This window comes from Corallococcus sp. EGB (genome assembly GCF_019968905.1).
Taxonomy (GTDB): domain Bacteria; phylum Myxococcota; class Myxococcia; order Myxococcales; family Myxococcaceae; genus Corallococcus.
The window spans coordinates 8,466,187-8,479,776 of sequence record NZ_CP079946.1 but is presented as its reverse complement, the minus strand read 5'-3'; the positions used below and the strand labels follow the sequence as shown (position 1 = coordinate 8,479,776).

Here is a 13,590-nt window from a genome sequence, read left to right as displayed (position 1 = left end):
GCGCGTCGGCTCGGGCGTTCCAGCAAAATCCGGAAGGGATGCTCGTGGGTGGACGGGGCCGCCCGGCCGGGGGCCTTGGGGGGCGGCGATGACGCCAGGGGCCCCTGCGGCTGGCCGGGTGTGTCATCCCGGCAAGAGAGAGCCGCCATCCCCGGACATGCCGGGACCCGGGAATGGCGGCCCTCGTGAGCCTGACTCAACCGAAGGTCGTGCTTGTCATGGGTTCGTGACGTGTCCCTCCCTTCCCGGCGGCGGGGAGGCGGGGACCTGCTCCACCTTGAGCGTCGTGGGGCCGGTGAGGGCCAGGTGGGCCCTCAGCTTGAGGAACTTCTTCTTTCCGAAGCCCTTGACCCGGACCAGCTCCTCGACGCGACCGAAGGGCCGCTTCTTGCGGTGCTCGAGGATGCGCTGCGCCGCCTTCTCACCCACGCCCGGCAGCAGGTCCAGCTCCGCCGCCGTGGCCTCATTCAGGTTGACCACCCCCACGTGTTGCATGCGTGGGCTGGCGGCGTCCGCACGCCCCGGCCCCATCAGCACGCAGCCCAACACCCATGCCCAGGCCCACTTCACGAGTGGCCCCCCACGCCCGCCTCCAGCGAGGGCTCGCCCCCGAAGCGATTGCCGGCCGCGGAGTCCCGCTTCTCCGCCGCCTCGCGCACGTGCAGCTTCCCGTCCAGGGGCAGCACGTCCAGCAGCACGTTGAGCGAACCGTCCTTGTTGACGAACGCGCTGCCCGCGCGAACCCAGATGCTCCCGCCCTTGCCCTCGCGGATGGAGAACACCGCCAACCGCTTCCCCGCCATCAGCATCGACACGCTTCCCCCTTCAGACTCCCGCGCCACCACGGCCCGGGCACCTCGCTGGCTCGACCGCCTGAGGTCGCGTCCGGGCTTGAGCAGTCCGCGTGCCAGCGGCGTGCTCCTCTGAGGTCGTGTCAGCGCACCGTGCGGAGGTGTGCGCGGCGTCCACGCGCGGGGATGGGCGTGGATGCTCCAACGCGTGTCTTGCGCGGTGAGAAGGGGTGATGGCGTGGAGCGTTCAGGCGGATTCCGCCCGCCCCAGGTCTTCCGTCGCTATTCGTCGGCGGAGGGGGGGCGGCTGAATTGTCTCCGCACTGCGGAGACAATTGGGGGCGCACTGTTTGCGGAGCCTCGGCGCGCTGACATGGAGATTGTCGCAGCACTGCTGCGACAATTGGGGAGACCCACTTCGCACCAAGGCGGATGGCCTCCTTCTCGTATAGAGACGCGGCCTGCTGAGCAGGCACCGAGCTTCGGTGCTTGCATCAAGTGCGGTGGCACCGGTGGTGCATGGTGCTGGAGCCGTGAGCAGGCGCAAGAATCCCGTGAAGATGGTAGCGAGCAGCGTCCCTGAAATGATGGGTGCGACTTCGAACCGTGCTGGGAAATCTCCAGCGACGGTGGCACACCAGGACTCAACGGTACGCTCGCGTCAGCTGCTTGTTGATGCTCCCAGCGACCAGGAGGTTTCGATGCTCGTTCACGACCTCAGCTCCATGATCGAGGCGTCTCGCAAGCAGGTGGCGGTCGCCGCGAACGCCGCGCTCACGACGCTGTACTGGCAACTGGGGCATCGCGTCCTCACCCAGGTGACGGGGGGACAGCGCGCGGAATACGGTGGCCAGATTGTCTCCGCAGCGGGGAGACAATTGGAGGCACGCTACGGGCGCGGCTTCGGTGAGAAATCACTCCGGCACATGCTCCGATTCGCAGAGGCTTTCCCCTCACCCGAGATTGTCTCCGCACTGCGGAGACAATTGTCCTGGAGCCATTTCAAGCAGCTCATCTACATCGAGGACGAGCTGAAGCGTACGTTCTACGCGGAGATGTGCCGGGTCGAGGGCTGGTCTACGCGGACGCTGGCCCAGAAGATCGACAGCATGCTCTTCGAGCGCACGGCGCTCTCCAAGAAGCCGGAGGAACTCATTCGCGGTGAACTCTCGGCGTTACGCGAGGAGGGCCAGCTCACGCCGTCGCTCGTGTTCCAAGACCCATACATGCTCGATTTCCTCGAGCTCTCCGACACCTATAGCGAGAAGGATCTCGAGTCAGCCATCCTCCGCGAGATCGAGCGCTTCCTGCTCGAGCTTGGCGTGGGCTTCGCCTTTGTCGAACGACAGAAGCGCATCACGCTCGATGGCGACGACCACTACGTCGACCTGCTCTTCTTCCATCGGCGCATGCGAAGGCTCGTCGCCATCGAGCTCAAGATTGGCGACTTCAAGGCCTCGGACTCCGGTCAGATGGAGCTCTACTTGCGGTGGCTCGATCGCCATGAGCGCCACCCTGCCGAGCAGGCTCCGCTCGGCATCATCCTGTGCGCGGGCAAGAAGCGCGAGACGGTCGAGTACCTCGATCTCGATGCGCGCGGAATCCATGTCGCGGAGTACCTGACTGAGCTGCCTCCGCGTGAGGTCCTTCAGGAACGTCTCCACCGTGCAATTGAGTCCGCGCGTGCGAGGCTCGAAATCAGTACCGGAGCGGATGTGGACGTCGCTTCGAGCAGGCGGGCCGCGACGATGGGAGGCCCGAAGCGCAAGCCCCAGGGGCGGAAGCAGCGGCTCCGGACCACACGGGCCGCGCGTTGACGGGGTGGGGGCCTCCCACCTCCGCCTCCCGTGGAAAGAGGTTCAGCGCTCGCTGTCGAGCATCTTCATCTGCTGCTCGGGGTAGCGGCTGCCGGTGATGGCTTCCTTGGGGAGGATCGCCTCGACGGTGGCCACGTCGTCGGACGACAGGGGCTTCTCGAGCGCGCCGAGTACATCGACCAGCTGTTTGCGCGTGCGTGCGCCCACCACGGGCACGAGCGCCGGTTGCTTCGCCAGCGCCCACGCCACGGAGAGCTGTGCAGGCGTCATCCCTCGCTCCGCGGCGTACGCGTGGAAACGCGCGACGGCCTCAGCGTTGCGCTGGCCCGCCTCACCCGTGAAGCGCGGGTAGTGCAGGCGGGCTCCTTCCGCCTTCGCTCCCGTCAACAGGCCTCGGGAGAGCACGCCGTACAGGGTCGCGCTCATGCCCAGCTCCGCGAGCGTGGGGAAGAGGGTCTTCTCCGGGTCGCGCGTGATGAGCGAGTACTCGATCTGCAGGTCGCTCAAGGGGTGCACCTTCGCCGCGCGGCGGATCGTCTCCGCGCCCACCTCGGAGAGCCCGATGCTTCGCACGTAGCCGCCCTTCACCAGGTCGGCGATCGCTCCCACCGTGTCTTCAATCGGGACGGTCGGGTCCAGCCGGGCGGGACGGTAGACGTCGATGTCATCGACGCCGAGCCGCCGCAGGCTGTACGTGATGAAGTTCTTCACCGCCGCGGGGCGCCCGTCGAAGCCCACCATGGCCCCGTCCGGCCCACGCATGGCTCCGAACTTCACCGACAGCTGCACCTTGTCGCGCTGGCCCTCGATGGCCCGGCGGATGAGCAGCTCGTTGTGCCCACTGGCGTAGAAGTCGCCAGTGTCGAGCAGCGTCACCCCACGGTCGATCGCCTCGCGGATGGTGGCGATGCTCTCGTTCTCGTCAGATGGCCCGTACGCCCCGGACATGCCCATGCAGCCGAGGGCAATGGGAAACACCTGCGGGCCCGTCCTGCCGAGCTGCGTCGTGCGGTGGGTCGACGTCATGGCTTCCTCGCTTCCTGCGGGTGAGGTATCCGGAACCTTGTTCCGGTATGGGTCCGTATATTCGGAACATGGTTCCGTTTGTCAAGGCGATGAAGACAACCCTGGGCGTGGCCCCGCCTTGACGGGTTGGGGGTGACCTCCTAGAAGGACCGGGCCCTTGGGTGCCCATGCCGGGCCTTCAAGAGGGAAGCCGGTGCGAGTCCGGCGCGGTCCCGCCACTGTGAACGGGTTGCCCTGAGGTCCAGGGCCGGAAGCCTCGGCTGTCACCACTTTCGCTTCCGCGAAGGGAAGGTGGAGGGTTCCTTCCAGAAGGGCGCAGCGTGCGCCCACGTCTGGAGCCTGTCAGCCAGGAGACCTGCCCAGGGGTGCGGCAGCGGTCCTGCCGCGAGGCCTTCTCTCTTCGACGGAGGGAGCGGAAGGCGGAGCATGTGGCGCTCGCTTCTCGCCCGGGCTTTCATCGGTCTGGCGCTCAGCTTCCAGGGACAGGCCCAGGCCGGGCAGGAGACGCCTGCGCCCGATGCCGGTGAGCCACCGCTTCCCGAGTTCGTCCTCCCCACCGTCGAGGTCATCGGCCAGGACGTCCCCGAAGCTCCCGTCGACTCCGTTCCCCGCCGCGACCCCACCGGCGCCATCACCGTCATCGATGCCCGCGAACGCGCGGGCGAGGCTCGCGACACCGCGGAGCTGCTCGGTGGATCCGCGAGCCTCGTCGTGCAGGACTCCGGTGGCTACGGACAGAGCAAGAGCCTCGTGGTGCGCGGCGCGTCTTCCAACGGCGTGCTCGTGTTCCTGGACGGCATTCCGCTCAACGGCGCGGGTGGGGTCGCGGACCTGTCGCTCATCCCCGTCGCGCTGCTGGAGCGCATGGAGATCCTCCGTGGCGCGGCCGGAGCCCGCTACGGCGCGGGTGGCCTGGGCGGCGCGGTCAACCTCGTCACGCGCGCGCCTTCGTCGCGGCTGCTCTCCAGCGGCGAGGTCACCTATGGCAGCTTCGAGACCGTGACGGCCCACGTCGCCGCGTCGGGCGCGCTGCTCGAGGGTCAGGCGCTGGTGCTGTTGCACGGCGGCCGTTCCCAGGGCGACTTCAGCTACCGCGTGGATGAGCTGCCCGCGCTCGACGACAACCCGCTCACGCAGGAGGTGCGCACGCGCAATGACGCGCGCGGCGGTGGCGCGCTCCTGAAGTACCGGCGCGGCCTGGACGGTGGCGGACGCGTGGACGTGCTGGCGGAGCTGTCGCTGGAGGACCGCGCGCTCGCGGGCACCGTGCAGAACCCCACCGTGTCCCGCCGACAGGCCCAGACCCGTTTGTCATGGGGGGCGCGTTGGGCACGGCCCTTCGGCGACACGGGCGAGGGCAGTGCCCGTGGCTTCTTCCGCCGCGACTGGCTGGACGTCAGCGGCGGCACCACCGGCGTGGACTCCGGCGCGCAGCACTACACCGTGGGGGGCGTGGAGGTGGAGGGGCGCGCGGTGCTGGGGCGCAACGCGCTCGCCGTCACGCTCGCCGGGTCGTCGGAGTCCGTCACGCAGGCCGTGGGCGCACAGGCCGCGTCATGGTGGCGCGCGAGCGTCATGGCCATGGACGAACTGTCCCTGTTCTCCGAGCGCCTGACGCTGGCGCCCTCGCTGCGCGTGGAGCGCGTGGGGCAATTCTCGCTCCTGTCGCCCAAGCTGGGCGCGAGCGTGGACCTGGGGCACGGCTTCGGTGTTCGCGCCAACGCGGGCCAGTCCCACCGCGCGCCGTCGTTCCTGGAGCTCTACATCCGCCAGGGGCTGCTGCTGCCCAACCCGGAGCTCAAGCCCGAACGCGCCCTGTCCGTGGACGCCGCGGCCCTGTGGCGTGACGACCGCTGGAGCGTCACCGCGGGCGGCTTCGCGGCGGTGTACGAGAACCTCATCGCCTACGAGCTGTATCCGCCGAATCTCGCCAAGCCCTACAACTTCGCCGCCGCGCGCGTGTGGGGCGCGGAGGTGGAGGTGGAGGCCCGGCCGCGAACGTGGCTCACCGCCACCAGCAGCTACGCGTGGACCCGCACCCAGAACCGCTACGGCGACCCGCGCTACTTCGGCAAGGAGCTGCCGTACCGTCCCCGCCACAAGTGGGTGGGCCGGCTGCGCGTGGGGCCGGACTGGCTCAACGGCCGCACGGAGGTGCTCGTCCAGTCCGCGCAGTTGATCAACCGCGTGGGCGAAGCGCGGCTGTCCCTGCCTTCGCGCACCTGGGTGAACGTGGGGGCCTCCAGCACCTTCCTGCACCGGCCGGACCTCACCGTGTCGTTCGATGTGAAGAACCTGCTCGATGCGCGGACCGCCGACTACACCGGCATGCCGCTGCCCGGCCGCGCCGCCTACGTGACGCTCGCCGTGGCGCTCGACCCAGCTCCTCCGGAGGATTCCCATGTCGCTTCGCCTCCCTGATGCCCGGTGCGCGCTGCTGTTGTCGGCCCTGGCTGCGGCGCTCCTCACCGGCTGCCCGGAGGAGAAGGTCCTGTGCACCCCGGGCTTGAACGTCTGTGGCGCCGAATGCGTGGACCTCCAGGGCGACCCGTCGAACTGCGGCGCGTGTGGTGCCACGTGCGGCGCGGGAGAGGCGTGTCAGGCGGGCGTGTGCGGATGCCAGCCGGGCACGGAGGCTTGTGGTGATGCTTGCGTCGCGCTCGCGAGCGACCCGTTGAACTGTGGCGCTTGCGGCGCCGCGTGTCCCTCCGGGCAGGTCTGCGAGTCCGGCACCTGCCGCGAAGGCTGCTCCGCCGGTGCCGAGCGGTGCGGCGACAGCTGCGTCGTGCTCGCGACGGATCCGCTCAACTGCGGCGCTTGCGGCACGGTGTGCCCGGACGTGCAGTCCTGCCACGCGGGCCGGTGCATGTATGACGTGGTGACGGCCTGCTACACCAATGGGCAACTGGTGGGCATCCAGGCGGGGACGGACCGGATGGGGCCCCGGCGCCAGTTCGGCTCGGGCGTGCAGGCGCTGGCGGCCTGGGATGGCGTGGTGCTGGCGGCGGACGCGGCGCGTTCGGTGCTGTCGCAGGCTCCGGCGGGGGCGCTGGGGACGGTGGCGGAGGAGGACTCGCTGGGCGCGGTGGCCTCCTCGCCCAATGACATCCTCGTGGATCCTCCGTATGTGTATGTCCTCGACTCGGTCAACAACACGCTCCAGGTGCTCAAGCGGGAAGGGGCCTCGCAGGGCGGGGGACTGGGATTGCGCACGGTGGGGCAGGTGAACCTGGGCGCGAACACCAGCCCGCAGGTCATCGCGAAGCGCGGCGACACGTTCTACATCCCGCTGTTCGGCACGGCCGGCTCCGACTTCAAGCAGGGCAACGCCGTGGCTCGCGTCAGCGTGAGCGACCCGGAGAAGCCCCGGCTCGTGGACACCGTTCCGCTCACGGGCCTGGACCTGAAGTCCTTCGACGGCGGGATGACGATGGCGCTCCCGTACGCGGCGGTGTCCGTGGACGCGGGCGTCTACGTGGCGCTCACCAACCTGAACCCCGCGAATGACTACCTGCCCAACGGGCCCGGGATGCTCGCGCGCATCGACCCGGCGGATGGCGGGGTGCGTGCCATCGACCTGGGCGCGAAGGACTGTCTCAACGCGGGCGACGTGGTGGAGGTGGGGGGCCAGCTGGTGGTGAGCTGCCTGGGCGAGGCGGTGTTCGACACCGCGAGCGGCTACCGCGCGAAGTCCGTGCGTGCCACGGGGCTGGTGCTGGTGAAGGACGACAAGCCGGTGGCGTCGTATGCGCTGTCGCCGGGCTGCACGGGGGGACCGGAGAGCGGCTGCAACCTCGCGGTGGGAGGACGGCTCGCCGTGGTAGGCAATGCCGTATACGTCACGGACGTGAACGCGGGCCGCGTGTTCGTGGTGGAGGTGCGCGACGGACAGCTCGTTGAACGGCGCGGCAGCTCCACTTCGCAGGCGGCGGGCCCGGCGCTGGAGGCATGCCCGGTGGACCCTCGGCGCCAGGTGTCCAATGCCATCGACATCGTCGCGGTGCCGTGAGGCGTTGGCCCGCTTGTATTGACAAGCCCTGCCGTCCGCCATACTCCAGCGCGCGTCGTTGGTACGCCGCATCCGCGCACGGTGCGACGTTGAAAAGGGAACCCGGTGTGAATCCGGGGCTGCCCCGCAGCGGTGAGCAGGAACGAACGCCGTCCTCGCAAGCACTGGCCCACGGATGGGCTGGGAAGCGACGGTCAGTAGGTGGGTGACCCGATGAGGGGCTCCCGCGCCTGCGAGTCCGAAGACCTGCCACGACCCATGCCTCCGGGCATGGCCAGACCGGAGCCTCCGAGGGGAGGTGACGGAGGTCTTCCGCTCGCGCGGCGTGTCGTGTCCTGACGTGTCCCTCGTGCGCGGTCCGCTCTCCGTCCACGCCCCTTGGATTCACCTCGCCCGTGGGGGGCGATGCAAGGGAGCAGTCGCGGATGAAGACAGAGCGGATGATGACGGGACGGGGACTCCAGGGCTTCGCGTGGGTGATGACGGCCCTCGCGATGGCGCTGACCAGCACCGGTTGCGGCGATGAGTGCGTCGATGACTTCGACTGCCGCGACAAGGGCACCGCCGCCGAGGGGAAGCGCTACACCTGCGTCGAGAGCAAGTGCGAGCAGACGCCCGTCGCCGTGCCGGACGCGGGCACGGAGGCCGATGCCGGGACGGGCTCGGACGCTGGCACGAGTACCGATGCGGGCACGGGCACTGACGCCGGGACGAGCACGGACGCGGGCACGGGCACTGACGCCGGGACGAGCACGGACGCGGGCACGGAGACCGACGCTGGCACCGGGACCGACGCGGGCACGGAGCCCGACTCCGGCACGGATCCGTGCAAGACCGCCACGTACGACCCGAAGCTGGGCACGCTCCAGCTCCAGGCGGGCTTCGTGGCCGGTGAGGCCGCAACGCTGCCGTCGGCCGCGGGCCCGGTGGGCGTGACGCCCGGCCCCACGTACTCGCTCTATACGGTGGTGTCGGACGGCTACACCGGTCCGCATGCGCTGTACTCGCTGGGCACGTGGCCGCAGGTGTCGCTGGGCACGTCGCCGCTGTTCAACGTGGCCGCTCCCTCCGACCGGGGGCCCTCCGCCTCGCTCTTCCTCAGCCCCTTCGTGGAGACGGATGGCCAGCGCGTCCTCACCGGCTACACGAAGTCCGGCGCGGGCTTCCCGGGCTCCGTGGGCGTGTATGACGCCGCCGCGCCCGCCAGCTCCACCTACGTCTCCGCGCCGAGCAACTTCTCCGCGGGCGTCGTGCCGGGTGCGTTCCTCGTCAACGGTGGCGGGCTCGACACGGTGTCGGCCGGCCTGGCCGTCTACGCGCTGAAGACGGACGTCACGCCGTACACCGCGCTGAAGGTGGGCACGCTCCCGCCGGAGACGGGCGGCAGCGGCTTCACCGCCGTGTCCACCAACGGCGTCGCGATGCTCGGCTACTTCTCCGACGTGACCTTCCTCAACGAGGGCCGCGCGGTGGCCCCGGCGCTCATCTCCCAGGCGCTCACCTCCGGCACGCCGTTCAGCGTGGCGGATGCGCCCGCGCTCGACGTGGGCTCCAACTTCGTCGCCGCTTCGGGCCACGGCGAGGGCGTGTCGGTGCTCCGCGGCGACTACGTCCCGCCCGACTACAACTTCGCCGGCACGGACGTCTCGCGCTTCGCCTTCACCGTGGCGGACGGTGGCGCGAGCGTGACCGTCGGCGCCCGTCAGCCGGTCCTCGTCTACGTGGACCAGTGCACGAGCGTGACCGGGCTCACCGCCATCGGCTCGGACCTGCTCGTCGGCGTGGACGACAAGAACGGCGCGCGCCTGGTCCGCATCCAGCAGGCCCCGTGAGGCTGCCCATGAAGAAGACCCTTCTTCCGCGGTCGTTCGCGCTGGGCTTCACCGCGCTCCTCACCGTGGCGTGCGGCGGCGAGGCGTGGCAGGACTCCACCCAGACCCAGTCGCTCGTGGGGGATCCATTCGCGGACCGCATCGTGTCCTTCTCTCCGGGCGCGGGCGCGGGCTTCGGTCAGAGCCAGTTGCCGGGCATCGTGCTGGGCGCTCCGCAAGGGGAGGGCGCGGGCTCGGGCTCGCTGGACGTGCTGTCGCTCGGGCGCAACGGCGTCATCGTGCTGGAGTTCACCGACATCGCGGTGACGGACGGGCCGGGCGTGGACCTGCTCGTCTTCGAGAACCCGTTCATCAAGCCCAACGGCAAGCCGTTCGCGGAGACGGGGGTGGTGGCCGTCAGCGATGACGGCGTCACCTGGCACGAGTTCCCGTGCGCGTCGTCCGACGTGGCGAACAACTACCCGGGCTGCGCGGGCGTCACGCCCGTGTACTCGCACCCCGCCAACGGCATCCCGGCCACCGACCCGGCCGTGGCGGGCGGTGACGGCTTCGACCTGGCGAGCGTGGGGCTCACCCGCGCCCGCTTCGTGCGCATCCGCGACTCGGGCGCCAACGGCTACGCGGGCATCAGCGGCGGCTTCGACCTGGATGCCGTCGCGGTGGTGAACGGCGTGCAGTTGCCGTAGCCGTCAGGAGCGCCGGGGCCGTTCTCCAGCGGACGGTCCCGGCCGCTTCGCGCGCTCATACCGTGCGTCCGGGCCGCACGAGGCTTCCGGGGTGGAGGTGGCGGCATTACATGCCCGCTGTTCCTCCCCCGGGTGCGCTTCCATGAACCGTCGTCTCGCCTCACTCGTCGTGTTGCCGGGCGTCCTGCTCGGCGCGGCCGCTACAACCCTCGTGCCCTCGGAGGTCCGGGCCCAGACGTCCCGCCCCGCGCCGCGGAAGGAAGCGCCTCCGTCTCCTCCCGCGCCTCCGTCGCCACCGGCGTATGAGTACACCTTCGTCAAACGCGAGGGCCCGGACGAGGACCTCGCGGAGCTGCAGCGTCTGGGGGCGGAAGGCTGGCGCGTGGTGTCCACCGTCGTCGTGGACGGCAGCACCCGGCGCTACGTGCTGCTGCGGGAGCGCCGCGGTGAACCCGTGGCGCATTGACTTTGTCGCAGGGGCGCCATAGTCCCGCCCCGTCATCGATGTCTTCATGCCATGGGGCGTGAGGGCTTCCAGGGAACCCGGTGCGAGTCCGGGACTGCCCCGCAGCGGTGAGCAGGAGCGGTGTTCTCACGAGCGCCGCTCCCGCGAGTCCGAAGACCTGGCGACGACCCGGCGTCCTCCGCGAGGAGGTGCCGGCGACAGACCGGAACCTCCGCGGGGAGCTGACGGCGAAGGCAGGCCTCCAGGGTGCGACACGCGCGCCCGGCGGTCCGGTGCCTTCCGTCCGCGCGCCTTCCCGCCAGGGGAACGCCTTCCGCCTCCGTGCGGAGAGGCCAGGAGCGAGGACGCGATGCGGACCGACACGAAGCGGATGGGCACGAAGGGCCAGCGCGCGGCGCTGATGGGGACCCTGCTGGCGGTGATGCTGGGCGGCACGGGTTGCGGCGACGAGTGCGTGGACGTCTTCGACTGCCGGGACAAGGGCGCGGCCCCGGCGGGTCAGGCCTGGGCCTGTGTCGAGGCGAAGTGCACCCAGGTCTCCGACGGCATCGAAGGGGACGACGCGGGCACCAACACCGACGCGGGCACCAACACCGACGCGGGCACCGGCACGGACGCGGGGACGGAGACCGACGGTGGCACCGGCACGGACGGCGGCACGGTCGCTTGCGCCCCGCTGCCCCGTGAGCAGGTGCTGGGCACGCTCCAGCTCCAGACGGGCTTCGCCGTCGCGGAGTCCGCGTCCCTGTCCCCGGAGGTGCGCGCGGTGGTGTCCACGCCCGGACCCACGTACTCGCTCTTCGCGCTGCGCGAGACGGCCACGGGCCGTGACATCTTCTCGCTGGGCACCTGGCCGGAGGTGACGCTGGGGAACACGGCGATCGACACGGTGCTCGCGCCCGCGGATCGCGCCAACCCGGCCGCCACCTTCCCGTCCTTCTCCCTGGCCTATGACGGCACGCGCCTGCTCGCGGGCTATACGAAGAGCGGCTTCCCCGCCCCGGGCTCCGTCGCGGTGGTGGATCCGTCCGCGCGCGAGGCGACGACCTATCTCAACGCGCCGGACAACTGCACCGCCGTGGGCATCATGGATGCGTTCTTCATCAATGGCGGCGGCGTGGACGTGGAGGTGAACGGCCAGGGCATCTACGCGCTGGTGACCTCCGCCAGGCCCTACACCGCCGCCAAGGTGGTGGCGTTCCCGGCGGAGGCGGCCGCCAACGGCTTCTCCGCCATCGCGAACAACGGCATCGCGGTGTTCGGCTACGCGCTGCAGGACACGTACGTGAACGTGGCCTACGCCGTGTCCAGCACGAAGCTGGACACGGCGCTGGCTTCGCGCACGCCGGTGGAGCTCACGGCCGAGCCGAAGCTGGACGTCGGCAGCAACTTCACCGCCGCCGCGGGCTTCGGCAACGGCGTGGCGGTGGTGCGCGGGACCTACAGCGGCGCCACCGACGTGTCGCGCTTCTCGCTCACGCCCGGACTGGGCGGCAACCAGCCCATCAGCGTGGGCACGCGCCAGGCGGTGCTCAACGCCACGGACGCGTGCACGGCCGTGGACCTGCTGTCGTCGCTGGGCTCGGACCTGCTCGTGGGCGTGACGGACGTCAACGGCCGCCGCCTCGTGCGCATCAAGCAGGAGCCGGGCCTGCGATGAGGCGCCTGCTGCTCGCGCTCGGCGCGCTGATGGCCCTGGGGGCGTGCGCGGGCGACTCCGAGCCCGCTCCCTTGCCTTCGGGCGACATCGTGGATGCCGGCACCCACGCGGATGCGGGCTCGGACGTGGACGCGGGGACGGACGCGGATGCCGGCACGGACGCTGGTGTCGACGCCGGCTCGCGTCCGGTGGATCCGTTCGCGGACCGCGTGACGGCCTACCGGTTCGGCGACTCGGCCGGCTTCGGGCAGGACCGCTTCCCGGACGTCGTGCTCGGGCCTCCCGTGGGCGGCGGACAGTACGCGGGCTCGCTGGACGTGCTGTCGCTGGGGCGGGGCGGGTCCATCACCCTGGAGTTCACCGACCTCGTCGCGGTGGACGGACCGGGCGTGGACCTGCTCGTCTTCGAGAACTCCTTCCAGAAGTACGGCGGCGACATCTTCGCGGAGACGGCCAGCGTGTCCGTCAGCGACGACGGTGTCACCTGGTTCGACTTCCCCTGCGCCGCCACCGACAAGGACGGCGGCTACCCGGGCTGCGCCGGGACGCATCCGGTGCACTCGGCCCCGGACAACGGCATCTCCCCCATCGACCCGGCCGTGGCGGGCGGGGATGGCTTCGACCTGGCGGACGTGGGGCTGCCGCGCGCGCGCTTCGTGCGCCTCACCGACACGGGGCTCAACAGCTACGGCGGCACGTCCGGCGGCTTCGACCTGGATGCGCTGTCCGTGGTGAACGGCCAGTTCGTCGACGGCGGCTCGCCGTGAGTCGACGCGCGCCCCACCTGCCTTCGGACGGCCTGGAGGCGGGTGGGGTGGATCGCCGCCAGGCGCTGTGCACGCTCCTGCGCGGCACCTGCGCCCTGGCCGCGCTGGGCTGCGGCGGCGACTGGCGCGAGGCCGTGGTGCTGCCCGCGCCGGACCCGGAAGCCGCCCCGGTGTGCGGCGACACCGGCGTCCCCGGCACGCCCGAGGAGGGCTGGGTGGAGGTCCCCCTCTCCCAGCACCCCGCCCTGCGCGAGCCGGGGGGCTCCTCCCCGGTCCGCGTCCCGGAGGCGCTCCTGGACGTGGTGGTGGTGCACGCGGCGGACGGCTGCTACCGGGCCGTGTGGCGCACCTGCACCCATGGCGACTGCGCGGTGGCCTGGGACGGAGCGCTCGGGGCGGTGGAGTGCCCCTGCCATGGCTCGCGCTTCGGCCTGGACGGGCGCGTGCTCCGGGGCCCCGCGTCACGCCCGCTGACGGCCTTCCGTACACTGCGCATGGGTGACACCCTCTTCATCCACCGCCCCAGGTGAACTCCG

At 70.7% G+C, this 13,590-nt stretch carries 12 protein-coding genes and 3 riboswitches; of the genes, 9 read left to right on the top strand and 3 right to left on the bottom strand.

Going from position 1 to position 13,590, the window contains the following annotated elements:
• Positions 1-216 precede the first annotated feature (216 nt).
• On the bottom strand, positions 217-531 hold the full coding sequence (locus KYK13_RS34535) for a ComEA family DNA-binding protein (RefSeq protein WP_370645459.1): 315 nt from the start codon (positions 529-531) through the stop codon (positions 217-219).
• Between the two features lie 35 nt (positions 532-566).
• A complete protein-coding gene (locus KYK13_RS34530; RefSeq protein WP_223646904.1) occupies positions 567-809 on the bottom strand; it encodes a hypothetical protein in 243 nt (80 codons plus the stop codon).
• 683 nt (positions 810-1,492) lie between these two features.
• On the opposite strand from KYK13_RS34530, the gene KYK13_RS34525 reads away from it, so the two are divergent.
• Entirely contained in the window at positions 1,493-2,608 is a 1,116-nt protein-coding gene (locus KYK13_RS34525) for a YhcG family protein (protein ID WP_223638619.1), read from the top strand.
• A gap of 42 nt (positions 2,609-2,650) precedes the next feature.
• Here the strand turns inward: KYK13_RS34525 and KYK13_RS34520 are convergent, their stop codons facing one another.
• Positions 2,651-3,634 carry an aldo/keto reductase gene (locus tag KYK13_RS34520; RefSeq protein ID WP_223638618.1) on the bottom strand — a complete coding sequence of 328 codons (984 nt, stop codon included), beginning with the start codon at positions 3,632-3,634 and terminating at the stop codon, positions 2,651-2,653.
• A 142-nt stretch (positions 3,635-3,776) separates the two neighbouring features.
• Positions 3,777-4,012: riboswitch (cobalamin riboswitch) on the top strand.
• Between the two features lie 48 nt (positions 4,013-4,060).
• Between KYK13_RS34520 and KYK13_RS34515 the strand changes: the two genes are divergently transcribed.
• The 8 genes from KYK13_RS34515 (at position 4,061) to KYK13_RS34480 (ending at position 13,584) form a co-directional block, all read left to right on the top strand.
• Complete coding sequence (locus tag KYK13_RS34515) at positions 4,061-6,055, top strand: TonB-dependent siderophore receptor (RefSeq protein ID WP_223638616.1); 1,995 nt, start codon at positions 4,061-4,063, stop codon at positions 6,053-6,055.
• Complete coding sequence (locus tag KYK13_RS34510) at positions 6,036-7,643, top strand: MXAN_6577-like cysteine-rich protein (protein WP_223638614.1); 1,608 nt, start codon at positions 6,036-6,038, stop codon at positions 7,641-7,643. Before KYK13_RS34515 ends, KYK13_RS34510 begins: the two co-directional genes overlap by 20 nt.
• A 42-nt stretch (positions 7,644-7,685) precedes the next feature.
• A riboswitch (cobalamin riboswitch) is annotated at positions 7,686-7,912 on the top strand.
• A 156-nt stretch (positions 7,913-8,068) separates the two neighbouring features.
• The gene (locus KYK13_RS34505) at positions 8,069-9,475 is read left to right on the top strand and encodes a hypothetical protein (RefSeq protein WP_223638612.1); all 1,407 of its coding nucleotides are present in this window, start codon (positions 8,069-8,071) and stop codon (positions 9,473-9,475) included.
• 8 nt (positions 9,476-9,483) lie between these two features.
• A complete protein-coding gene (locus tag KYK13_RS34500; RefSeq protein ID WP_223638609.1) occupies positions 9,484-10,161 on the top strand; it encodes a cell surface protein in 678 nt (225 codons plus the stop codon).
• Positions 10,162-10,303: 142 nt separating this feature from the next.
• A complete protein-coding gene (locus tag KYK13_RS34495) occupies positions 10,304-10,627 on the top strand; it encodes a DUF4177 domain-containing protein (protein WP_223638606.1) in 324 nt (107 codons plus the stop codon).
• A 19-nt stretch (positions 10,628-10,646) separates the two neighbouring features.
• A riboswitch (cobalamin riboswitch) is annotated at positions 10,647-10,807 on the top strand.
• A 169-nt stretch (positions 10,808-10,976) separates the two neighbouring features.
• Positions 10,977-12,287 carry a hypothetical protein gene (locus KYK13_RS34490; RefSeq protein WP_223638604.1) on the top strand — a complete coding sequence of 437 codons (1,311 nt, stop codon included), beginning with the start codon at positions 10,977-10,979 and terminating at the stop codon, positions 12,285-12,287.
• On the top strand, positions 12,284-13,054 hold the full coding sequence (locus tag KYK13_RS34485; RefSeq protein ID WP_223638602.1) for a cell surface protein: 771 nt from the start codon (positions 12,284-12,286) through the stop codon (positions 13,052-13,054). The genes KYK13_RS34490 and KYK13_RS34485 overlap by 4 nt, the downstream gene beginning before the upstream one ends.
• Positions 13,051-13,584, top strand: a complete 534-nt coding sequence (locus KYK13_RS34480; protein ID WP_223638599.1) for a ubiquinol-cytochrome c reductase iron-sulfur subunit — start codon at positions 13,051-13,053, stop codon at positions 13,582-13,584. Before KYK13_RS34485 ends, KYK13_RS34480 begins: the two co-directional genes overlap by 4 nt.
• Positions 13,585-13,590: the final 6 nt, after the last annotated feature.

Bases quoted from the DNA above. Each gene is read 5' to 3' on its own strand.
- KYK13_RS34505 (WP_223638612.1), top strand. From the start codon at position 8,069: ATGAAGACAGAGCGGATGATGACGGGACGGGGACTCCAGGGCTTCGCG.
- KYK13_RS34515 (WP_223638616.1), top strand. From the start codon at position 4,061: ATGTGGCGCTCGCTTCTCGCCCGGGCTTTCATCGGTCTGGCGCTCAGC.
- KYK13_RS34530 (WP_223646904.1), bottom strand. From the start codon at position 809: ATGCTGATGGCGGGGAAGCGGTTGGCGGTGTTCTCCATCCGCGAGGGC.
- KYK13_RS34535 (WP_370645459.1), bottom strand. From the start codon at position 531: ATGGGGCCGGGGCGTGCGGACGCCGCCAGCCCACGCATGCAACACGTG.
- KYK13_RS34485 (WP_223638602.1), top strand. From the start codon at position 12,284: ATGAGGCGCCTGCTGCTCGCGCTCGGCGCGCTGATGGCCCTGGGGGCG.
- KYK13_RS34495 (WP_223638606.1), top strand. From the start codon at position 10,304: ATGAACCGTCGTCTCGCCTCACTCGTCGTGTTGCCGGGCGTCCTGCTC.
- KYK13_RS34510 (WP_223638614.1), top strand. From the start codon at position 6,036: ATGTCGCTTCGCCTCCCTGATGCCCGGTGCGCGCTGCTGTTGTCGGCC.
- KYK13_RS34490 (WP_223638604.1), top strand. From the start codon at position 10,977: ATGCGGACCGACACGAAGCGGATGGGCACGAAGGGCCAGCGCGCGGCG.
- KYK13_RS34525 (WP_223638619.1), top strand. From the start codon at position 1,493: ATGCTCGTTCACGACCTCAGCTCCATGATCGAGGCGTCTCGCAAGCAG.
- KYK13_RS34520 (WP_223638618.1), bottom strand. From the start codon at position 3,634: ATGACGTCGACCCACCGCACGACGCAGCTCGGCAGGACGGGCCCGCAG.
- KYK13_RS34500 (WP_223638609.1), top strand. From the start codon at position 9,484: ATGAAGAAGACCCTTCTTCCGCGGTCGTTCGCGCTGGGCTTCACCGCG.